The 21,386-nt window shown below is 72.1% G+C and carries 21 protein-coding genes; 8 read left to right on the top strand and 13 right to left on the bottom strand.

What is annotated here, in order from left to right:
* Positions 1-67: 67 nt before the first annotated feature.
* Positions 68-310 (bottom strand): DUF6411 family protein, encoded by a 243-nt coding sequence (locus FGF04_RS32740; protein ID WP_149515015.1) that lies wholly within the window; start codon positions 308-310, stop codon positions 68-70.
* A 143-nt stretch (positions 311-453) separates the two neighbouring features.
* Positions 454-1,332, bottom strand: a complete 879-nt coding sequence (locus FGF04_RS32735) for a helix-turn-helix transcriptional regulator (RefSeq protein WP_149515014.1) — start codon at positions 1,330-1,332, stop codon at positions 454-456.
* A gap of 137 nt (positions 1,333-1,469) precedes the next feature.
* On the opposite strand from FGF04_RS32735, the gene FGF04_RS32730 reads away from it, so the two are divergent.
* Positions 1,470-2,375: an oxidoreductase gene (locus FGF04_RS32730; protein WP_149515013.1), complete on the top strand. Its 906-nt coding sequence runs from the start codon at positions 1,470-1,472 to the stop codon at positions 2,373-2,375.
* Between the two features lie 153 nt (positions 2,376-2,528).
* On the opposite strand, the gene FGF04_RS32725 is transcribed toward FGF04_RS32730, so the two are convergent.
* A complete protein-coding gene (locus tag FGF04_RS32725; protein ID WP_149515012.1) occupies positions 2,529-3,380 on the bottom strand; it encodes an alpha/beta fold hydrolase in 852 nt (283 codons plus the stop codon).
* 256 nt (positions 3,381-3,636) lie between these two features.
* On the opposite strand from FGF04_RS32725, the gene FGF04_RS32720 reads away from it, so the two are divergent.
* Positions 3,637-4,551: an NADP-dependent oxidoreductase gene (locus FGF04_RS32720; protein ID WP_149515011.1), complete on the top strand. Its 915-nt coding sequence runs from the start codon at positions 3,637-3,639 to the stop codon at positions 4,549-4,551.
* A 232-nt stretch (positions 4,552-4,783) separates the two neighbouring features.
* A complete protein-coding gene (locus tag FGF04_RS32715) occupies positions 4,784-5,263 on the top strand; it encodes a MarR family winged helix-turn-helix transcriptional regulator (protein WP_149515010.1) in 480 nt (159 codons plus the stop codon).
* 151 nt (positions 5,264-5,414) lie between these two features.
* Here FGF04_RS32715 and FGF04_RS32710 read toward each other — a convergent pair whose 3' ends face one another.
* Positions 5,415-6,389: an SDR family oxidoreductase gene (locus FGF04_RS32710; RefSeq protein WP_149515009.1), complete on the bottom strand. Its 975-nt coding sequence runs from the start codon at positions 6,387-6,389 to the stop codon at positions 5,415-5,417.
* A gap of 201 nt (positions 6,390-6,590) precedes the next feature.
* Here FGF04_RS32710 and FGF04_RS32705 point away from each other — a divergent pair, with 201 nt between their 5' ends.
* Positions 6,591-7,451 (top strand): helix-turn-helix transcriptional regulator, encoded by an 861-nt coding sequence (locus FGF04_RS32705; protein WP_149515008.1) that lies wholly within the window; start codon positions 6,591-6,593, stop codon positions 7,449-7,451.
* 123 nt (positions 7,452-7,574) lie between these two features.
* On the opposite strand, the gene FGF04_RS32700 is transcribed toward FGF04_RS32705, so the two are convergent.
* Positions 7,575-8,324, bottom strand: a complete 750-nt coding sequence (locus FGF04_RS32700; protein WP_149515007.1) for an SDR family NAD(P)-dependent oxidoreductase — start codon at positions 8,322-8,324, stop codon at positions 7,575-7,577.
* Between the two features lie 92 nt (positions 8,325-8,416).
* Between FGF04_RS32700 and FGF04_RS32695 the strand changes: the two genes are divergently transcribed.
* On the top strand, positions 8,417-9,025 hold the full coding sequence (locus FGF04_RS32695; RefSeq protein ID WP_149515006.1) for a TetR/AcrR family transcriptional regulator: 609 nt from the start codon (positions 8,417-8,419) through the stop codon (positions 9,023-9,025).
* Positions 9,026-9,108: 83 nt separating this feature from the next.
* Here the strand turns inward: FGF04_RS32695 and FGF04_RS32690 are convergent, their stop codons facing one another.
* The gene (locus FGF04_RS32690; RefSeq protein WP_149515005.1) at positions 9,109-9,642 is read right to left on the bottom strand and encodes a nucleoside/nucleotide kinase family protein; all 534 of its coding nucleotides are present in this window, start codon (positions 9,640-9,642) and stop codon (positions 9,109-9,111) included.
* Positions 9,643-9,857: 215 nt separating this feature from the next.
* Entirely contained in the window at positions 9,858-11,582 is a 1,725-nt protein-coding gene (locus tag FGF04_RS32685) for a SpoIIE family protein phosphatase (protein ID WP_149515004.1), read from the bottom strand.
* 247 nt (positions 11,583-11,829) lie between these two features.
* Here FGF04_RS32685 and FGF04_RS32680 point away from each other — a divergent pair, with 247 nt between their 5' ends.
* Both FGF04_RS32680 and FGF04_RS32675 read left to right on the top strand, forming a co-directional pair.
* A complete protein-coding gene (locus FGF04_RS32680) occupies positions 11,830-12,768 on the top strand; it encodes an aldo/keto reductase (RefSeq protein ID WP_149515003.1) in 939 nt (312 codons plus the stop codon).
* A 100-nt stretch (positions 12,769-12,868) separates the two neighbouring features.
* Positions 12,869-13,216 (top strand): MerR family transcriptional regulator, encoded by a 348-nt coding sequence (locus FGF04_RS32675; RefSeq protein ID WP_149515002.1) that lies wholly within the window; start codon positions 12,869-12,871, stop codon positions 13,214-13,216.
* Positions 13,217-13,295: 79 nt separating this feature from the next.
* Here the strand turns inward: FGF04_RS32675 and FGF04_RS32670 are convergent, their stop codons facing one another.
* The 6 genes from FGF04_RS32670 to FGF04_RS32645 form a co-directional block, all read right to left on the bottom strand.
* Positions 13,296-14,870, bottom strand: coding sequence for a discoidin domain-containing protein (locus FGF04_RS32670; protein WP_149515001.1), 1,575 nt, complete (start codon positions 14,868-14,870; stop codon positions 13,296-13,298).
* A gap of 245 nt (positions 14,871-15,115) precedes the next feature.
* Entirely contained in the window at positions 15,116-16,030 is a 915-nt protein-coding gene (locus FGF04_RS32665; protein ID WP_149515000.1) for an alpha/beta fold hydrolase, read from the bottom strand.
* A gap of 137 nt (positions 16,031-16,167) precedes the next feature.
* The gene (locus FGF04_RS32660; protein WP_149514999.1) at positions 16,168-16,554 is read right to left on the bottom strand and encodes a toxin Doc; all 387 of its coding nucleotides are present in this window, start codon (positions 16,552-16,554) and stop codon (positions 16,168-16,170) included.
* Complete coding sequence (locus FGF04_RS32655; protein ID WP_188114329.1) at positions 16,554-16,793, bottom strand: hypothetical protein; 240 nt, start codon at positions 16,791-16,793, stop codon at positions 16,554-16,556. Before FGF04_RS32655 ends, FGF04_RS32660 begins: the two co-directional genes overlap by 1 nt.
* Before the next feature lie 13 nt (positions 16,794-16,806).
* The gene (locus FGF04_RS32650) at positions 16,807-18,879 is read right to left on the bottom strand and encodes a CASTOR/POLLUX-related putative ion channel (RefSeq protein WP_149515027.1); all 2,073 of its coding nucleotides are present in this window, start codon (positions 18,877-18,879) and stop codon (positions 16,807-16,809) included.
* Positions 18,880-19,189: 310 nt separating this feature from the next.
* On the bottom strand, positions 19,190-19,504 hold the full coding sequence (locus tag FGF04_RS32645; RefSeq protein ID WP_149514998.1) for an antibiotic biosynthesis monooxygenase family protein: 315 nt from the start codon (positions 19,502-19,504) through the stop codon (positions 19,190-19,192).
* A gap of 177 nt (positions 19,505-19,681) precedes the next feature.
* On the opposite strand from FGF04_RS32645, the gene FGF04_RS32640 reads away from it, so the two are divergent.
* A complete protein-coding gene (locus FGF04_RS32640) occupies positions 19,682-21,130 on the top strand; it encodes a WGR domain-containing protein (protein ID WP_149514997.1) in 1,449 nt (482 codons plus the stop codon).
* The last annotated feature ends 256 nt before the right edge of the window (positions 21,131-21,386 follow it).

Genomic DNA, 21,386 nt, shown 5'->3' with positions numbered 1-21,386 from the left:
CACGATCGTGGTCATACGACGAGTTCTCACCGTCGTACGACGAGTTCTCACAGAGGCATGCGGCTTCTTACAGAGGCATGCGGCCTCGTGCGCGACGTCCGGCGGAGCCGCTGCGGCCGACGGCCTTGGAGCTGCTGCGGAAGGGCTTGCTGAAGATCCGGCCCAGGGGACCGGGAGCCTTGCTGCCGGCGCGCGATCCCGCACCCAAGGTGCGCTGGGTGCCCCGCTCGGGGTGCCGGGACAGCCGGGGGACGAGGAAGGCCAGGATCGCCAGGACGACACAGACGGCGATGATGCCGACGACTATCATGCGGAACTCCCTGATTCGAGGTGTTCCTCCCGTCTGCCCTGCCGATCCAGGTGTACGCCCCCGGGCGGCCGCCGGCCCCGAACACCCTTGCTCCCTACGCCGGTTCACCCGGACCCATCGCGGGAGCAACGCGCGGACACTACCTAGGAGCAACGCCTGTCGGCGACCGTCGTCGAGCGGGTCGCGCGCAGCGATGCCAGGAGGTGCAGCCGGTCCGCGTCGGCGCTGTCCGGCTCGGCCGTCCAGACCAGCATGACCGGGCCCGGCGCGCCGGGCAGGGGATAGGTGTCCCAGTCCAGGACGATCTCGCCGACCTCGGGAACACGGAAGGTCTTGGTGCCGCTGACCGACGCCCGCACGTCGTGCCGGGCCCACAACCGCCGGAACTCGGCGCTGCGGATGCTCAGTTCACCGACGACCGCGGTGGCACGCGGATGGGTGGGGTCGGCGGCGACGGCGGAGCGCATCATGCCGATGTAGTCCAGGGCCTGCCGCTCCCAGTCCGGACAGTTCCGCCCGTCGGTCAGCGTGTCGTCGAACATCAGCAGGAGCATGTTGAGCCGGTCCGGCGGTTGGCCGGCCGGGCTGCCGAGCAGCACCTCCGCCATCGGGTTCCAGGCGAGCAAATCCAGGTGCCTGCCGAGGACGACCGCCGGGGTGTCCATGACCCCCAGCAGTCGCCGCGTACTGTCCGGAACCCGCTCCGGGCCGCGCTCCACCCGGGCGGGCGCGGGCCGGCGGGCGGCGCGGGCCAGGGTGAACAAGTGGCTCCGCTCCTCCTCGTCGAGGACGAGCGCATCGGCGAGCGCGTCCAGGACTCCGTCGGAGGGACGCACCTCCCTGCCCTGCTCCATCCGCTGGTAGTAGTCGGTGCTCAGCCCCGCCAGCAGCGCCAGTTCCTCACGCCGGAGCCCGGTGACCTTGCGCCGGCCGCCCGGTTCCAGGCCGACGTCACGGGGACGCAGCCTGCTGCGCCGGGCGCGCAGGAAATCACCGAGTTCACGAGCGTACGGATGGGTCATGCCGCAAGTGTGCCGCCGCACCGGACGTCCACGGTAGGTCTGGCAGACCTAGGGAACGGTGGACCAGTGACCCCGTCCGCAGCGCTCCTAGCTTCGTTGCTGCACCGCACCACACCCACGACCGCAAGGAGCAGCGCATGTCCGGATGGACCGCCGACCGCATTCCCGACCAGCAGGGCCGGACCGCCGTCGTCACCGGAGCGAACTCGGGCCTCGGGCTGGTCACCGCGACCGAACTGGCCCGCCACGGCGCCCGTGTCGTGCTCTCCGTCCGTGACACCGGTGCCGGTGCGGAGGCCGCCCGCCGGATCGGTGGTGACACCGAGGTGCGCGAGCTGGACCTGGCGTCCCTCGACTCGGTACGCGCCTTCGCCACCGGACTGGTCTCCGAGCATCCGGTCATCGATCTGCTGGTCAACAACGCCGGTGTGGTCCTGCTCGGCCCGCGCCGCACCTCGGCCGACGGTTTCGAGCTGCACCTCGGTACGAACATGCTGGGCCACTTCGCGTTGACCGGTCTGCTGCTCGGCGCGATGGCCGCGGCGCGGGAACCCCGCGTGGTCAGCCTCAGCTCGATCACCCACAAGGGTGCGCACCTCGACTTCGACGACCTGATGTACGAGCACGACTACCGGGCATCGCGCGCCTACGGCCGATCCAAACTCGCCACCACGGTCTTCGGCATCGAGCTGGACCGCAGGCTGCGTGCCACCGGATCGCCGGTCGTCAGCGCGCTGGCCCATCCCGGCCTGACCCGCACCAACCTGACGCCGCGGGCCTGGGAGCACCGCGGCCGGCCCGGACGGATGGTGGCCCGGCTCGGTCTGCTCGCCACCCAGCCGGTGGAGCAGGGCACGCTGCCGCAGTTGCGGGCCGCGACCGAACCCGGGGTGCGCGGAGGCCAGTTCTTCGGCCCGGGAGGGCTCTTCGAGACGCGGGGCCGGGTCGTCGAGGCCCGCCTCAGCCGGGAGGCGACCGACCCGGCCGTCGGCAAGCGACTCTGGTCGACAGCCGAGGAACTGACCGGGGTCAGCTACCTCTGACCCCTGAACCGGGGCACCGCCCCCGCTACCGTCTCAAGCGCCTGGTCAGCCGTGGGATCCCCGCCGAGCCGGAGCCGGAGCCGGAGCCCGGCCTGTTCACCGTGCCCCGAGCGTGACGGGTACGGGCATTCACTGAGCTGTGACCAGGAAGGTTCATCGGGTTGCTGGGCGTTGGCGCGGGTTCTGAAGAAAGTCGATGAGAACGGCTGTGAGCTCGGCGGGCGCGTCTTCTTGGACGAGATGGCCCGCACCGGCGATCGGTTGAAGTCGCGCGCTCGGGATACGGGCGACGAGCTCGTGCCCCTTCGCCACGGGAATCCAGGTGTCGTCCTGGCCCCAGCACACCAACGTGGGGATGCCGATTTCGCCGTACCGGTCCTGCACCTCGTCGGTGTGGAGCTGGTCGGCCTGGGCGATCTGCCGGTAGAAGGCCGCCTGGCCAGGATCTCCGAGCCAGGGCAGGACGAGCCGGTCGAGGACTGCCGGGTGCAGGCCGGGGCTGCTGGCCGAGCCGACGTATTCGCGCACCAGGGCGTGGTGCAGCGCGGGCGGCAGTTGCTCGAAGACCTCGGAGTGCTCACCGACGAGCCGGAAGAACGACGTCCCCCACGGCGCCAGGGCGACCGGGTCGACCAGAGCGAGCGCGCGGTAGCGGGCGCCGTGCAGCAGATGTGCCCGCAAGGAGACGGCACCGCCGAAATCGTGGGCGACCACCAGGGGCTCCTCCAAACCCCAGTGCGCCAGAAGCTCGGTGAAGACCTTGCCCTGGGCAGCCAGGGAGACATCCTGGCCGACCGACATCTCCGACAGCCCGTAACCGGGCATGTCCCACACGAACACCTGGTGACGGCGGGCGAGTGAACGGGCGACAGCACGCCAGATGTACGAGGAGAAGGGCGTGCCGTGCAGCAGCACGACCGGATCCTGACCGGGTTGTCCAAGGCTGCCCCAGCGGACGTCGCCCGACGTACTGCGGAATGTCTCGGCCAGCTGCCATTCACTCACAGTGCTGTTCCTCTCGACTGTGTCTCCGAACCGAGCGGGGTAACCGAACTGGGTTCGGTCAGTTTTGCTGCTTCCTGCTCAAGGTAAGGGCGACCTTGAGGCCTGAGGTCAAGTGGGCCGGTCTGCCGGGCAGTTCCGGCCCGCACATGCTTCCGCGCAACAAACACTTGGCTAGCCACGTATTCGGTGCTACTTTTATGTGGCTGGCCACGGAATCGGGGCCGGCGGACCGACACCATCCAAAGGGAGTCCCACCATGAAGGCCATCGTTTTCGACGCGTTCGGCGGCACCGAGGTCCTGCACCAGTCGGAGATCGACACCCCCGAGCCGGGTGCCGGTCAGGTGCGGGTACGAGTGCGGGCGGTCGGGGTGAACCCGGTGGACGGCAAGATCCGCTCGGGGATCATGGAGGCGATCTTCCCCACCACGCTGCCCGCCGTCCCCGGCGGGGAGATCGCCGGAATCGTGGACGCGCTGGGTGAAGGAGTCACCCAGTTCGCGGTGGGTGATGAGGTGCTGGGCTGGTCGGAGACCGGTTCCTACGCCCAGTACGCGCTGGCCGACGCCAGTGTCCTGGCCCCCAAGCCCGCAGGCTTGGACTGGACGAAGGCGGCGGCGCTGCCGGTGGCCAGTGACGGCGCCGAACGCGTCCTGGACCTCCTGGACATCAAGGCCGGGGAGACCCTGCTCATCCACGGCGCCTCCGGTGCGCTGGGCACGGTCGCCGTCCAGCTGGCTGTTGCCCGCGGCGCCCGCGTCATCGGCACCGCCGGACCTGCCAACCAGGACTATGTGACCTCGCTGGGCGCCACCGCTCTCGTCTACGGGGAGGGACTGGTGGAGCGGGTGCGTGCCTTGGCTCCTGAGGGGGTGGACGCGGTGTTCGACGCGGCGGGCAAGGGCGCGCTGGAGGACTCCATCACCTTGCGCGGTACCACCGACCGGATCGTCACCACCGCCGACTTCCGCGCCCGTGAACTGGGCATCATCTTCGCCGAAGGACCCCAGCGCCGCTCCGCGACCCGCCTGGCCGAACTGGCCCGCCAGGCCGCCAACGGCACGCTGACCCTCACCGTCGGCGCCACCTACCCCCTCGCCGAAGCGGCCACCGCCCAGCAGGTCAGCGACGCCGGACACGGCCGCGGCAAGCTCGTCCTCACCGTCGACTGATCAACCGGCATGCTGACCCCCTGAACGGTCAAGCAACTCTGTGGAAGCCGGCCCCACATCCACGGGGTCGGCCCCGCACCTCTCCGTACCGAAGGAAGCCCCCATGCCCACCAACGACTTGAACCGCCTGTGGCAACCCACACACGTCGGCGCCGGTCAACCCCTGCCTGATCGAGCGGGTACGCTCTGGAATGCCGCTGAACACACCCGACCCGGCGCCTGAGGAGAAGCGATGACCGACCACGCCTCCAGGCCTCCCGGAGCGGCGCACGACGGCCGGCTCAGTTACGCCATCTTCCAGCTCGCCCGCGCCCACCGCGGCCACGCCGCCGCCATGCTCCGCTCGATGAACCTGCACCCGGGGCAGGAACTGCTGCTCATGCAGCTCTTCGACCGCGACGGCCAGACCCAGTCCGAGCTCTTGGAGACCGTCGGCCTCGACCACTCGACCGTTTCCAAGTCGCTGCGCCGCATGCAGGACGCCGGGCTCCTCACCCGGGAACCCGCCGCACACGACCGGCGCGTCATGGTCGTCCACCTCACCGACGCCGGACGTGCCCTGCGCGCGCCCATCGAGGACATGTGGCGGACCCTGGAGGAGATCTCCGTCCAGGGCCTGACGGCGGAGCAGATCGAGGCGTTCACGACGACCGCGTACGCGATCGAGCGGTCGGTCAAGGAGCGCGGTCAGCAGGTCCCGTCGGGGGAGTAGGTCCTTCCGCCCCGGCGGGAGAGAGCCTTGGCGCGAGTGCGCGGCGGCCGTGCCGGTCACCGGGGTCGATGGGTGCCGGAACCCGCGGAGCCCGGCACCAGGACCAGGGCCTGGACCCGTACCCGGACCCGGACCCGGACCGACCCTGCGCTCAGGATCGAGCCGAGCCCGAGGGGGAATTCTCCTCCGTCGCGATGGAGGTGCGGGTGAGTTCCTCGGAGATCCGCCAGACGCGTTCCGCCTCCTCCTCGCTGCGGAGCCGGGAGTAGAGGGCCTGCTCGGCGGGCGCGCCCGACAGGMGCCCGAGGCCGCTGGGTCCGTAGAGGCGGCCGCCGTGCGCGTCCGGCGAGGTGGCGGCCAGCAGGGCCGGGAGCAGCGCCGTCTCGACCGTTCCGACGAGGAGGCCGCTGCGGGCGAGCGTGCGGATGGCGCGCACGGCGGTGGTGTCCCGGGCCCGGCCGACCTCGGGGCGCGCGGCCAGGAGGCTGGTGGGGGCGATGCCGGGGTGGGCGAGATTGCTGGTGATTCCCCAGCCGCCGGCCCGGCTGCGCCGGTCCAGTTCGAGTCCGAACAGGCCGAATGCGATCTTGGACTGGCTGTACGCGCGGCGGCCGTCGTAGGACCGCTCCCAGTTCAGGTCGTCCCAGTTGATGGCGTTCGCGTTCGCGGCGACACTGATCTGTGAGGTCACGACCGCGTGCCCCGCGCGCAGCAGGGGCAGCAGGTGGGCGACCAGCGCGAAGTGCCCCAGGTGGTTGCTGCCGAACTGCAGCTCGAACCCGTCGGCAGTGGTCTGCCGCTCCGGCGGAGTCATCACGCCGGCGTTGTTGACGAGGATGTGGACCGGCCGGTTCTCGCCGCGCAGCGTGGCTCCCAGCGCGGCGACCGAGGCGAGCGACGACAGGTCGAGTTCCCGCAGGGACAGGGCCGCCCCCGGGTGCTGCTGCTCGATCTTCGCGACCGCCGCCTCGCCCTTGCGGAGGTTGCGGACGGGCATGACGACCTCGGCACCGGCAGCGGCGAGGCGGGCCGCGAGACCCAGTCCGACACCGTCGCTGGCTCCGGTGACGACGGCGCGCTTCCCGGAGAGGTCGGGAACGGTGATGTCCGGTCGTGTGCGTGTCATGTGCTGCTCCCGGTGACTGCGAAAAAGTGGATGTGATCCCAGGTTGCGTCCGATCCACGGGGACATCCACGGCCTCCCGATCCCCCCTTGCGCGCCTCCGCGGTCGCGATCGCCCGGAGCCGTAAGGGGGGATCGACAGGCCGAGGCAGCCGTCCGGCGCCGGTGGCAGGATGAGGCGCCGGGACCAGGGAGGAAGCAGCAGTGATCGATCGAGCGGGACTCGCCGCATTCCTGCGACACCACCGGGAGTCGCTGCAGCCCGAGGACGTCGGCCTCCCGCGGGGGCAGCGGCGCCGGACCGCCGGCCTGCGACGGGAGGAGGTCGCCGCCCTCTGTCACATCTCCACCGACTACTACAGCCGCCTCGAACGGGAGCGCGGGCCGTACCCGTCCGAGCAGATGATCGCGTCGATCGCGCAGGGGCTGCGGCTGTCCCTCGACGAACGCGACCACCTGTTCCGCCTCGCCGGGCATCACCCCCCGGTGAGGGGCGCGGCCAGCGAACACGTCAGCCCCGGTCTGCTCCGCATCTTCGACCGGCTCGCCGACKCCCCCGCCGAGATCGTCACCGAACTCGGCGAGACCCTCCGGCAGACCCCGCTCGGCGTCGCGCTCACCGGTGACACCACCCGGTACACCGGCCCGGCCCGCAGCATCGGCTACCGCTGGTTCACCGATCCGGCCGTCCGGGCCATGTACCACCCCGACGACCACGCGCTGCACTCCCGCGTCTTCGCCGCCGGGCTGCGCAAGATGGTCACGCTCCGGGGGCCCGGTTCGCGGGCCGCCCACTTCATGGACCTCCTTCTCGCCCGCAGCGAGGAGTTCCGCGCCGTCTGGGACGAGCACGAGATCGGCATCCACTACAACGGCGTGAAACGCTACGTGCACCCCGAGGTGGGGACCCTGGAACTGAACTGCCAGACCCTTCTCGACCCCGAGCAGTCGCACATGCTGCTGGTGTACACCGCCGCTCCCGGCAGCGAGAGCTACGAGAAACTGCGGCTTCTCGCCGTCATCGGGGCCCAGGAGATGCCCGTGTGGACGTCTCCGAACCCGTGATCGCCCGGGCTGGGAGAGAGCCGCCGTTCACGTCGCGCTCCCACGGCGGGCCGCAGCCGGTCCGCCCGCCCTGCGGCCGAATTCGCCCCCTCCCTGGCCGGGTCCGTCCGTCCCGCGGTCGCGTCAGATCTGGTTCTCGCCGCCGTCGACGTACAGGTTGGCGCCCATCATGTAGCTGCTGTCCGCGGAGGCGAGGAAGGCGACCGCCGCGGCGATCTCCTCCGGGCGTCCGATCCGGCCGATCGCGACCTCCGCGCCGAGCTTCTCCTTGAAGGCGGCTGAGTTCTCCTCGCCGACGAGTTCGGTGATGCCGGAGGTGTCGATCGGCCCGGGTGAGATCGCGTTGACGCGGACGCCCCGGCCGCTGAGCTCATTGGCCCAGGTCCGCGCGAAGGACCTGACGGCGGCCTTGGACGCCGCGTACGCGCCGAAGGCCGGTGTGCCGTGGTCGGCGGCGCTGGAGGCGTTCAGGATCACCGAGGCGCCGTCGTTGAGGAGCGGCAGCGCCTTCTGCACGGTCAGGAGCGTCCCCTTGACGTTGACCTCGAAGACGCGGTCGAGGTCCTCGCCGGTGATCTGCTCCAGCGTCGCGAACGAGGCGGTGGCCGCGTTGGCGAACAGCACGTCCAGCCCCCGGCCCCGCTCGCGCACGATGCCGTACAGCCGGTCCAGGTCGGCCGCGTCCGTGATGTCACCCGGCACCGCGGTCACCGCCGGGCCGATGGAGTCGACCGCCTCCTTCAGCTCCGCCTCGCGGCGGCCGGTGATGAACACGTGCGCGCCCTCGGCGGCCAGCCGTGCGGCGGTGGCCCGGCCGATTCCCCGTGTGCCGCCGCCCGTGACGACGGCCGTCCTGCCTTCGAGTGTTCCCATGACGTGACCTCCCGATAGTTCTGTTCCGACCGGAACAGAATGCGACCGTAGCACTTCTGTTCCGATCGGAACAGAAGAGGTATGATCAGGGGGTGGAAGCTGAGCGCAGGGCACCGATCGGCCGGCCGCGGGGGTTCGACACCGAAGAGGCCCTGCAGCGGGCCATGGTCGTCTTCTGGGAGCACGGCTACGACGGCGTCAGTCTCACCGACCTGACCCGCGCCATGGGGATCACCAAGACCAGCATGTACGCGGCCTTCGGCAACAAGGAGGACCTCTTCCGCAGGGCCCTGGAGCGCTACGCCGAAGGCCCCGGCTCCTACGGCACTCGCGCCCTGGAGGAGCCCACCGCACGGGAAGTGGCCGCCGCCTATCTGGAGGGCTCGGTCCGGGCCACCACCCGTGCCGGCTGTCCCGCCGGATGCCTCGGCGTCCAGGGCTTCGTGGCCGCGGGAGGCCTCGGGCAGGCCGCCTGCGACGCGCTCGCGGCGTGGCGTGACGACAACCGGGCCCGCCTCCGCGACCGCTTCCGCCGGGCCGTCGACGAGGGCGACCTGCCGACCGGCACCGACCCGGACACCCTCGCCCGCTACCTCATGACCCTGACGAACGGCATCGCGGTCGAGGCGGCCGCGGGCGCCACCCGCGAGGAGCTCCGGCGCGTCGCGGATGCCGCCCTGCGGAACTGGCCGCCCGCCTGAGCCGGTGTCCCGGCGCCATCGGGTGAATCCCGTCAGACTCTGAACCCCGTCAGGTTCCGGACCTCATCGGTCTCTCGACCCCGTCAGTCCCCGAACAGTTCCCGAACCGCGTCGATCACGTCGTCCGCCACCTCGGTCAATGGCTTGCACGCATCGATGATCGTCGCGCCACGGCCTTCGTGGATCGCCCGCGTCAGGGGGTTCCACTTCAGGGCCGCCGCGAGTTCCTCTGGATGCCGGCCGAACGTGTTCGTGGTGCGGGTGGCGAGCCGGTGGCGCAGGGTGTCGTCGTCGATCACCAGGCACACGGTGGCGTCGAAGAGGTCGAGGACGTCCGCCTCGTTCTCCGCCGATCCGCACAAGAACGCCACGCCGGAACGTGACTCCTCGGCGAGCGCCTCGACGCGCTCGCGCACGACGACCCACCCGTAGCGGTCCAACCAGCCCTGGGGGACCGGAGACGGAGGATCCGTCACCACCTCGCCCCCGGCCCGGTCGACCCAGCGGCTGAAGCCGTCCTCGTCGGCGTCCAGCGCGACATGACCGCGCGTGCGCAGCACCGCGCAGACCGCGGACTTGCCGGCCCCTGAATTGCCCGTCACCCACACCAGCGCCATCGCGCCAGCGTAGGGACGACAGCCTCGGCCGGCGACGCATTTACCGGCTCCGCCGGACTCCGGAGACGTCCGTGGTCCGTGCCGGGCGGAAGACCGCCTCGACGCGCCGCGCGGCGGCCCGGAGCGGGCCCACCCAACAGCCGGCCAGTGGTGCGTGCGTGCGTACGTACGTGTGGCCGACCGCAGAGGCCGGCGGGCAGCCCGTGCCGCCGCTCCTAAGGGGAAGCGGGCGTGCGCAGGGCGATCAGGGCTACGTCGTCGTCGTTGTCGGCGGGACGGACCTGGTCCAGCAGGGACTCGCAGAGCGAGTCCAGGGGACGGTGGGCGAGGGAGGCCGCGTGCCGGCGCAGCCGTTCGAGCCCGTGGTCGATGGAGTGGTGCGGGGACTCGACCAGACCGTCGGTGTAGAGCAGGAGCGTGGACCGCGGCGGCAGGACGGCGACGGCGTCCGGGCGGGGCCTGGTGACCCCCGTCCCGAGCAGGATCCCGTGGGCCCCGTCGAGGTAACGGGCCTGGCCGTCGTGGGTGACCAGCAGGGGCGGCGGATGACCGGCGTTCGTCCAGCACAGACGCCACAGCGTGTCCTCGCCCAGGGCCAGCCTGGCGAAGATCATGGTCGCCATCGGCGCCTCGGCTATGTGCATCACGGCCTCGTCCAGCTGCGTGACCACGGCACTGGGCTCGGCCTCCGGCCGGGACCAGGCGAAGGCCCGCAGCATGTTGCGGACCTGCGCCATGCCGGCCGCGGCGTCCAGGTCGTGCCCCACCACGTCGCCGATCGCCAGCGCGTGGACCCCACCGGCCAGGGCGAAGGCGTCGTACCAGTCGCCGCCCACGGAGGAGGCGTCCGGGGCGGGCAGGTAGCGCGCGCTCATCTCCAGCCCGGACAGGGAGGGCAGCTGCGGCAGCAGGTGGCGCTGCATGGTCTCGGCCACCTTGCGCTGGCGCTCGTACAGCCGCGCGTTGTCCAGCGCCAGACCCGTCCGGCGGGTCAGGTCCTCCAGCAGCGGCAGGTCGGCGCGGGTGAAGGCGTCGTGACGCTGCGAACGGCCCAGGGTCAGGGCGCCCAGCACGTCGCGCAGCCCCCGGATGGGCGCGATCACGGCGGAGTGCATGCCCGTCACGGTGAACAGGCGCTGCTGCTCGACCGCGATGCCCGAGTCCGGCGGGCCCTGGTAGGTGGCGGGGCCGGCGAGGGAGGAGGCGGCGCCCCGCAGCGCCCGCGACAGGGGCATCGGGGACTCGGCGGGCACGGGAGGCATCGGGCCCTGGAGGTCGTCCCGCTCGACCAGGATGCCGTCCTTGTGCTCCGTCACCAGGACACGCCGTACCTCGTCGTGCTCGGTCAGGAGGTCGAACACCGCCCAGTCCGCCAGCCGCGGCACGGTCAGCGCCGCGAGCCGGTGCAGGGCCTCGTCCACGTCCAGGGTGGACGTGAGCTGCGTGGTCGTCTCCGCCAGCAGTGCCAGGCGGTCCAGTTCCGTCAGCGGTGCGGAGCGCCCGTCGTCACCCCGCTGCGCCTTCTCCTGCTCGTACAGGAGCACCAGCGCACCCGTCACGCCCGCACCCGTCGTACAGGGCGTGATCAGCCACGACAGCTGGACGAGGACGCCGTCCCCGCGCACGAACCACTCGGCGCTGCCGTGCCTGATGTCCTTGGTGAGGAGGGCCGTCCGCAGCGCGCAGCGGGTACGGGGCACGGCATGCCCGTGGATGTTGCGGTGCAGCAGGTCGTGGGAGTCCTGGCCGGTCAGCTCCGCGGCATCCCGGCCCAGCAGGCCCTGGGCCGCGTCGTTGGCCGTGATGATGAGACCGTCGTCGTCGACGACGAGGGCGGGCGCCGCCACGTTGCCCAGGGCTTCCTCCAGCAGCACCCCGGACCGTGCCGGCTGCCCGGGCAGGGGTCTGCCTCCCGTGTCGGGAGCCGCGAGCCCGTCCATGTCCCTCCCCTCCCTCGTCGAAACCGAACGCAGTCTGGCGCAGTACCCCGGCAGGACCGTTGCAAGCGCACAGGCGCGCTGCCATTGAAGCCCATGCACCGGCCTGTCTTCCAGTCGCGCTGTCCTCCGGTCCCGCGGGACGGGATCCGGCGGGACGGAAGCCGGCGGCGCCGTGCACGGGGCCCGTGCCGCCGGTGCTGGGAAAGGGCTTGACCTGGAGCGCGCTCCAGATCCGAGCATGGGCGCCATGGACACCAACGACCCCCGGATCGTCCTCGGGACGATGGACTTCGGCACCCGTGTCACCTCCGGCACCGCCTTCGCGGTCCTCGACGCCTTCGTCGCGGGAGGCGGCGTCTGGCTGGACACCGCGAACTGCTACTCCTTCTGGAACGACCGCAGCGGTGCCGGCGGCGCCAGCGAACGCGTCATCGGCGCCTGGCTCCGGGCCCGCCCGGGCGTGCGCGGGACGGTACGGATCGCGACGAAGGTCCGGCAGAACCCGCTCGTCCCGCACGCCTGGCCGAAGAGCGCCGAAGGACTCTCCGCCCGCGCCGTGCACGCCGGGGCGGCGCAGAGCCTGGAGCGTCTCGGCGTCGACCACGTCGATCTGCTGTGGGCCCACGCCGAGGACCGTTCCGTACCGCTGGCGGAGACGGTCGGCGCCTTCGGCGAGCTGGTCACGAAGGGGGTCGCCCTGCGGGTCGGGGCGGCGAACCACGCCGCCTGGCGCGTCGAGCGCGCCCGCTCGCTCGCCCGGGAGCAAGGCGTGCAGCCGTGGACGTCCCTCCAACTGCGCCACTCGCTCGTCCAGCCGCGCCCGCTCACCCCGGTCGCCGAGGCGGGCCACCGCATGCTCACCACCGAGGACCTGGACCTCGCCCGCTCGGAGGGCCTCGTCGTGTGGTCGTACAGCTCACTGATGTGGGGTTCCTACGTACGCCCGGACAAGCCGCTCCCGCCCACCTACGATCATCCCGGTACGGCCCGGGTGCTGAAAGTCCTGGACGACGTGGCCGGCGAACTCTCCGCCACGCGCAACCAGGTCGTCCTGGCCTGGCTGATGCGGCAGGGCATCGACCCCATCGTCGGCGCGAGCCGGGTGGAACAGGTCGAGGAGGCACTCGCCGCACATCGCGTACGACTCGACGACGGGCACATGGCGCGCTTCGCGGAAGCGCGGTAGCGCGGTGGCGCGGCGGCCGTCCGGGCAGCATGGCCGTGCGAACAGCAGGACTGTGCGAACAGCAGGACCGTCGGAGCGGCACGGCCGTAGAAGGAGCCCCATGACCACCCTCACCCCGGCAGCGGCCGCCGACCGCACCGGCGTATCGATCGACACACTGCGCTACTACGAGCGGGAAGGACTCATCGGCCCGATCGCGCGCTCCGCCGGCGGACGCAGGCAGTACACCGCCGACGACGTATTCTGGATCGGCCTCGTCACCTGCTTCCGCGAGGCCGGGCTCGGCATCGCGGACCTGCGGGAGTTCGTCACCATCCTGCGCGCCGACCACTCCCCGCAGGACCGCGTCGCCTTCCTCCGCGAACGCCGCGCCGCCCTGCAGCAACGGGCGGCGGCACTGCACCGCGCCATGGAGGTCCTGGACGAGAAGATCACCTACTACAGCTGACCCGCGCAGCCGTACGTTCCCCCCCCCGCAGCCGTACGCCCCGGCGGCCCCGGCCGCAGTCGTCCATGCACCCGGCGGGTCAGGAGCGCAGGTACCGGGTCAGCCGGTCGAGCAGGTGGGCGGCGTCCTGAAGACTGCGGGCGGTGTCGGAGAAGTCCCCGGCGAGCAGCTCCTCCGCGTCCGCGCCGTCCTCCTGCCCCGGCCCGGACACGGGGGCGGGGACGCTCGTCCCGCGGTACCCCACGGGCTCACCGCCGGCTTCCTGCCGGTAGCCGACGAAGTCGCAGACGCCGGGCTGCGGGGGAGTGCCGCCGCCCTCGGCGCCGAAGAACTGCACGCGCGACAGCTGGGTCTCGTCCGCGCCCAGGTTGGCGGTGATCCGCAGCCGGTAGTGCCGGTAGGCCACGGAGTTGGCGAAGGAGAACTCCCTGGTGTCGAAGCGCCTGCCGAACCGCTGGTCGTCCTGCGCGTCCAGCCGCGCCCAGGCCCTGCCGTCGTGGGAGCCCTCCAGGACCCAGTCCGAGGGGTCGCGGTCGGGGCAGTCGTTGGCGGAGGTCAGGCTGTACGCGGTGACGGCGACGGGGCTCTCGAAGGTGAACTCCAGGTCGGCGGAGTCCTCGTGGGCCAGCCACTTGTTGCTGGCCTTGCGCAGGAGGTTGGCCGCGACCTCGCCCCACTCCTCGAACTCCTCGCTGGCCTCCACCCCGGACACCTTGCCGGTCAGGTCCTGCCGCTCGCCGGTGGCCGCCGGGCCGGTCGCGCCCGTGACCGCGGTCCGCAGCACGAGCGAGGTGGCGTCGCCCCCGCGGTCGCTCCACGTCACCCGCTCCAGCGGCGCGCCGCCGTCGTCGAGCAGCAGCCCCAGCCGGCCCACGGGACGCCACACACCGTCGCGCTCCTCCTCGGTGGCGAAGTACCGTCCGAGGACACCGGAGGTGTCCTCCGCGGGGGTCCGGCGGTCGGTGAGGGTGCCCCGCAGCTCGCCGATGACGCCGTCGGCGGTGCGGAAATGACCGTGGAAGCCGGACAGGTCGCTGCGGAGGGCGACGGCCGACTCCGCACCGTCGGTCGCGCGCCACGACAGCCGGGCTGCGGTTTCCCCCGCCTCCGCGTCGAGGTGGAACAGCAGGCGCGGTCCCGGCTGCCAGGTGGGCGCGTCGAGGGGGCGCCGCTCGGTGGCGAAGGTCCACACGGACCGTCCGCCCGTCCTCGCCGCCCGGACGCGCTCGGCGCGCCCGGCGTCCTCGGCGGGGTCCACCGCGACCGAACGCACCCGGAGCAGGCCGTCGCCCTCGTCCGTGGTGGCGGCGTTGCGTTTCCGCAGGACGTTCACGCCTTCGTTGAGCACCTTGCCGGGCACGCTCACCAGGTACTCCCGCACGGCGCCCGGGTCGCCGTCGTCGGGCAGTGCGAAGCCCTCCGTGACCACCTCGTCGTTGAGCGCGATGTCCAGGGGGACGGCCGCACCGAGCACCGCGACCCGCAGTACGACGTCGGCGTCCTCGTCCCCGCCCCCCGCCGCGAAGTCGACTTTGAGGTGGCCGCCGGCCGCGACCGCGACGTACGAGGAGGCGATCACGCACCGGTGGTGCCGGACGACGGCGTTCGACAACTCGGCGGGACGGATCGAGAAATCGACGAGGGCAGGGGTCATCTGGGGTGCTCCGTAAGGTCGTTGGCAGGACTGCCCGCCACCGGGGTGGCCGAGCGGTTCGTCCGAGACGCTAACGCCCGCCTCTGACAACGGCACTTGACTCCGTTCCCGGCTGCACCGACGGCACGCCGCGACTGCCCCGCCGGAACCCGCACCGGAAGGGCGGAAGGGGCACCGCTCGCTTCCCGTACGGGTACCGTCCGGGTCCGCGGGTTCCCCGTCCTCCCCCTCCTCCCCGTTCCCCGTTACGCCGACCCGGCACCCTGCCCCGACCGGCCGGGGAAGCGGGACTCCTGGGACCGGTCGAGGACGTCGCGCAGTCTGCGCGCGAAGGCCTCCGGCTGCCCGGCGTAGCCGTAGTCGCCGCCGAGGAAGCCGCCGTGGTGGCTCGGGAAGACCGTCGCCTCCTGCCCGAGGAGCGCGGCCGTGCGGACCGAGGCGCGCGCCGTGAAGGTGCCCGCGGACTCCTCGCCCACCGCGATCACCACCCGTGTCGGTGCCGCGGCGAGCGCGCCGACGTCGGGCCGGTGGTCGGCGACCGCCCAGGACCGTTCGGAGAGCAGCGGATCGCCGCGCGTGCCGTCGTCCTCGGCCGGCAGGCCGAACGCCTGCGGATCCGGTGCGTCCTGGGCGAAGTAGGCGTCGGTGAACTCGCCCTGCCACGACGTCATCATGAGGAACGCGGCCATGCCGGCGCCCCGCCCCCTGGCCCCGTACGCGTCCCGCACGCCGGCCCGGGCGCGCTCGGCGGCCCGCGCGTCGGGGAGCACGGACATGAGCGGCGGCTCGTGCGCCACCAGGGTGATCACGTCGTCGGGGTACGCCGCCACGAGGGCCAGCGCGGTCACCGCACCGCCGCTGCTCGCGAACATGTCGACCGGGCCGGCCCCGAGCGCCTCGACGACGGCGTGCACGTCACGGGCCTGGAGCTCGGGCACGTGGTCGGTCCGGCCGTCCTTGCGGGTGCTGCGGCCGATGCCGCGCGGATCGTAGGTGATCACGGTCCGCTCGGGGAAGTGCGACGCCAGCGCACCGAAGCCGCCGGCGGCCATGGGCTGGCCGATCATGACGAGCGGCGGCCGTCCGCCGTCGGTCGGCAACGGACCGTGGACGTCGTAGGCGAGGTCGGCCCCGGCGGTTTCGAGCCTGTAGGTGGTCATGGTCCGGTAGACCCCACCGGCCCCGGAAACTCATCGGCCGCGAGACCGGGACCAGGACCGGGACCGGGATCGAGGCCGGGACTGAGTCCGAGTCCGAGTCCGGAGTAGCTCGTCCGTCGGTCCGCGCCCCGTCGCGTTCAGATGCGCCAGGAACGGAGCTCGTCGGCGATGTCGTAGATGCTCAGCCTGCTCTCGCGGACCTTCCTGATCAGGTCGGACAGCGCCCCGTACGGAGGGTCGATGCCCTCTCCGGACTGGTCCATGTACTGCCCGGTGACGAAGGCGGCGAAGAGGCTGTTGCGGTGGGGGAGCGGTTCGAGGCGCACGATGGTGTGCAGCAGCGCGGCCGCCCGCCAGGCGGTGTCGGGGTTGGACGTGGCCAGCGTCGGCATGCGCGTCTTGTGGCGCGCGACGGCCGCCACCAGCGCCGAGTAGTCGGTGACGGACACGTCGTCGTTGTCGTCGAGGGCGACGTCCTGGACGTCCAGGAGCCAGGGCACATCGATGTACAGGATCTCGCTCATCAGGCGGCGGTGGCTCCCCGGCCGCGCCGGGACGGGGGGATCTCGTCCGGGAACGCCTCGTCGAACTCGGCGCGCAGCCTGTCCGCCCACGAGGCCGCACCGGCGACGAACCGCTTGCGCTGCATCTCGCGGACCCCGAGGTCGTGCATGTACTGCTTGAGGCTCTTGCCCTCGGCCGCGGCAGCCGCGCGCACGCCTTCCATTTCTTCCTCGGTGAACGTCACATTCAGTGATGGCATACGGGCATGGTACCTACTCGGTACCTCGTTGTCTGCGCGGGGTGCTGTTGCTGTTGCCGTCGCGGGCGTGGGGCATGGTGGGCACCGGACCGGCCGGGTCGTGCCGGGGGCCGGGCGGAGCGTCGGACGCGGCGGTGTCGGTCGCCAGGACCACCACCTCGTCCCGCGCGTCCCACACGCGCCGCTCGGACTTGGCCGGGTTGAGCCGCAGTTCGTGACGGCGGTCGGTCTCCGGCCCGCCGGTCCCTGGCCCATCGGTACCCGACCCACCGGTCCCCGCGTCCGGGCCGGGCCGCCGGTAGCGGTAGCCGATCGCGCACTCGCCCCGGTCGAGGGCCGCGGCCACGACCGTCGCGAACGACGTCTCGTTCCCGGGCGTGATGTAGTGACCGGCCGGGCGCAGATGTATCGAGGCGCCGTGCGCGGCGAACAACTCGCTGAAGACGGAAGCCAGATGGGGGTTGTGGGCGATCTGCGCCATGAGCAGTCCGGTCAGCTCGCCCTGCACCACGAGGTCGGAGGCGGGCCCCAGCGGCGCGAGCGCGCGGTTGCGGTGGTCGCCGAGCTCCGCGACCACCGGCAGGGTACGGCCGGACCGCAGTTCCATCGACCGCAGTGTCAGCAGCGTCACCAGGACCCGGTCGTCGGGGTGCCCCGGACCGGTCCCGGCGTCCGCGCCCAGCACGATCACACTGTCGTAGCCGAAGAGGTCCAGGCCGTCGAGGCTCTCCGGGTGCAGCAGATCGCCGCTGCGGCAGGTGACGGTCAACCGTGTCCCGTCGACCAGGGCGTCGTCGGCCAAGGCGCCGTCGGTCACGACATCACCGACCGCGACGTCACCGACCGCTACGTCCCCGGCCACGGCGTCGTCGATGACGACATCGAGCACCGATCCCGGTACGACGCCCTGGCGCAGCGCCTGGACGAGCAGCGGGGCACGGCGGTTCCAGCCCAGGAGCAGCACCCGTACCGGCCCGGCGTACTCGGGCCGGGCCACAGCCACCGCCGTGCGGTCGACGTACGCACGGCAGTCGGTGGGCGCGCCGGCCGCGCAGTCGTGCGCGATGACGACGAGCCGGTCCTCCGGGCCGACGACGGTCCGCGCCGGAGGATTCAGCAGCGGCGGTCCCCCGGGCGGCAGCAGCCCCACCACGCTCGCCCGCTCGAAGCACAGCGACAGGTCCCCGAAACAGCGCTCCGGGGAGGCCTGCCTGCCGTCCGCCCTGCCGTCGGCCCGGCGGTCGTCCGGTGGTACGTCCACGAGATGGAACTCGGCGCCCGCGAAGTCGAGCAGGTCGCGCAGGACCTCGCCCACCCCGCTGCGGCGCGCGGAGTGCACCAGCAGTCTGGCCGCCGTCGCGTCCGTCTCCACGATCGTGCCGCGGACGCCCGCCGCGAGCCGCGCGGCGGGCAGGTGGCGGCGGTCACGCACCGCCGCGACGACGGGTGGCCCCGGTTCCTCGCCGAGCACCGCCCGCAGGGCCAGCAGCGTGCGGACAACCTCACTGTCCGCGTCGGGCGTGTCCGAGGGCAGTACCAGTACCGAACCGGCGGTCCGGGGCGTGACCAGGGCCAGGGTGTCGACGGAGGTCGATGAACCGCTGCGGCACACCAGCCGGACACCGCAGCCCCGCCCGAGCGACGCGGTGAGCGCCTCCTCCATCTCGGTGACGTCGCGGTCGGCGAGTACGGCGATCACGCAACGGCGCCCCGCCCGCGCGGCGACCAGTTCGCCCACCACCGTGAACACCTGGTCCGACCAGCCCAGGACGACCGCGTGCTCCTGCTCCAGGACCGTCGAACGGCCCCGCCTCAGCTCGGCGAGACGCTCGCCCAGCCCGGTGGTGATCACCCCCACCAGGGTCGACACGCAGAGGAGCGCGACCAGTCCCAGGACCAGCGACAGGACCACCCGGACGGGCGCACCGCTCGGCGCGCCGAGCCGCAGGGTCTCCGCACTGGTGCGCCCCACGGCCAGCAACCGGCCCGACAGCGACCGCGGGGAGGCCGGATCCGTCCAGACCACCAGCGCGCTGACGGGGACCACCACCGTCAGGCACGACAGCACCAGCCAGCCCACCAGCATCCTCGTGCTGCGGGCCAGCGTGGTGTCGAACCGGTAGCGGGCCCGGTCCCGTAACGAGGGATCCCGTAACGAGGGGTCCCATGACGAGGTCGGCCGCCTCCGCCGCACTGAGCACCCACTTCCCCCGCCCGCCCGGGCGGCGCCGCCGACGCACACACGGGGGCACGCCGTCCGGCTCGCGGTACAGGAGTGCCCTCCGTGTAAAGCGTGCTGGTCCGGCGGCACGGACACGCCCGGACGGGACGCCGTTCATCCTTTCGGGAGCGGCCGCGGAGGGTACGGGAGGAGGGTTACGGGAGGGTGCGGAGGACTACGAGCCGGCCGGCGGCGTCTGCTGGACGACCTCGAAGGACCACAGCGTGGAACCGCTCGCCGCGGGCTTGGGGCGCTCGCCGCCCTGGTGGGCCGCCTTCATGGAGCCCTCCATCCACGCGGTGAAGGACTCCTCGTCCCGCCACCGCGTGTAGACGAGATAGCTGTCGGTGCCCTCCACCGGACGCAGCAGCTCGAACCACTCGAACCCGTCGGAGTTCTCCACGGTGCCCGCGCGGGACGCGAAGCGCTTTTCGAGGACCTCCCGCTGCTCGGCCGGGACGGTCAGGACGTTGATCTTGACTACGCTCATGGAGCCATCCTGCCCCAGACCCGCCCGGCACCGGGCGAGCGGGTCCCCGGTGGCGGATCCATGTCCTGCGGGCAGGCGTACGCCACCTGCATCCGCCGATGTCAGTGGCCCCCTCTACGGTGTGAGCAGTGGGACCCGCCGGGAAGAGCGCGGGCCGCGCTCTGGGAGGGGTCTGTCATGTCTACCGGGTCCGCGTCGAGGACGTATCTGGAGCTGTCGCAGGACGACGGCACCGCGCACAAGTTCTACGAAGTGGCCGTCGACGGCCTGGTGGTGACGGTGCGGTACGGGCGCATAGGCGCCGCCGGACAGACCCAGACGACGACGTTCCCGACGGCGGACAAGGCGCGCGCCGCGGCGGCGAAGAAGGTGGGGGAGAAGGTCCGCAAGGGGTACGCCCCGGCCGTCGCGGGGCAGCGCGCGCCGCGCGCGGTGACCCGCCGCCAGGTGGCCTCGGCGCCCTCCACCGCACGGGCGGTGGCCCCGGTGCTGTGGCGGTTCCGCACGCAGTCGTCGGCGTTCGGCATCCACGTCGACGACGACCGGTGCTGGGTCGGCAACCAGTCGGGCGACGTCTACACCCTGGACCACGAGGGCGCCGTCCTCGCGCACTTCAACCTGCCGGACGGGGTGAAGTGCCTGGTGGCGGACGACTTCTGGATCTATGCGGGGTGCGACGACGGCCGGGTCTACGACCTGTCCTCGAAGCTGCCGTTCGCGGCGTACGACGTCGCGGCGGACGTCGACATCTTCTGGCTGGACATCCACGAGGGCGTCCTGAACGTCTCCGACCGCGAGGGCCGCCTCACCGTCATCGACCACGAGGACGAACACCAGTGGGCCCGCCGCAGCCAGGGCGAGCACGCCTGGATGGTCCGCGCGGACGACCGTGCCGTCTACCACGGCCACGGGGCGGGGGTGAGCGCCTACGCGCCCGACGGGACCGGCGAGTTGTGGCACACGCCGACCCGTGGCGGTGTCCTCTTCGGCTGGCAGGAGCAGGACGCGGTGTACGCGGGCACCTCGCACCGCGTGGTGCAGCGGCTGTCGAAGGCCACCGGCGCGGTGGAGGCCACCTACGCCTGCGACAGTGCGGTCTACTCGTGCGCCACCTCGCCCGGTGGCCGGTTCGTCTTCGCCGGTGACGCGTCCTCCTCCGTCTACTGCTTCGACCGAGACGGCACCCGGCTGTGGAAGCTCGGCACGGGCGGCGGCTCGGCGCTGTCGATGCAGTACCGCGACGAGCGGCTCTACCTGGTGACCACGGACGGCTCGCTGGTGTGCGTGGACGCGAGCGAGGCGGCGATCACGGCCGCCCAGCAGGGCACGGTGCCGGTGGCGCGGGACGTCAAGCTCGCCGCCGCCCTGCCGACCTACGCACCGGCCACGACCGCGACCGCCCTGCCGACGGTCTCCCAGGCGCCGGTCGGCGGCATCGTCGTCGAGTGCGTCCAGACGACCGGCCGGCTGCGGGTCCACGTGGTGTCCGAGGGCTACGACCCGTCCTGGAACGTCCAGTTCCCGCGCACGATACGGGAGCCCGGCGCCCGCTACGTCGTCGACGCCCTGCACCCGGCGGCCGGCGGTTTCTACCGGGTGCGCGGTGACATCCGCCGCCTGCTGTGACCGCACCCGCCCCGTCCCGCACCTCGTAATGCGCACCTCGTAGTCCGCATCTCGTAGTCCGCGGCCCGCAGCCCGCGGTCCACCACCCGTCACCGGGTGGTGGACCGCGGGCTGTCGTCGTCCTGCTCCGCACCTCTTGACGGCGTTGGTTCAGACCTTTACGTTCATCCGCACACCGCATGTTCATAGGTGAACTCATTGTTCACCCACATGAACGAGCCTCCCCCCACCGTCTGCTTCCGACGAAAGGCTGCGA

The organism is Streptomyces apricus, assembly GCF_008369065.1.
In the GTDB taxonomy this organism is placed as follows: Bacteria; Actinomycetota; Actinomycetes; order Streptomycetales; family Streptomycetaceae; genus Streptomyces; species Streptomyces apricus.
This window is presented reverse-complemented; position numbering and strand designations above follow the sequence as displayed.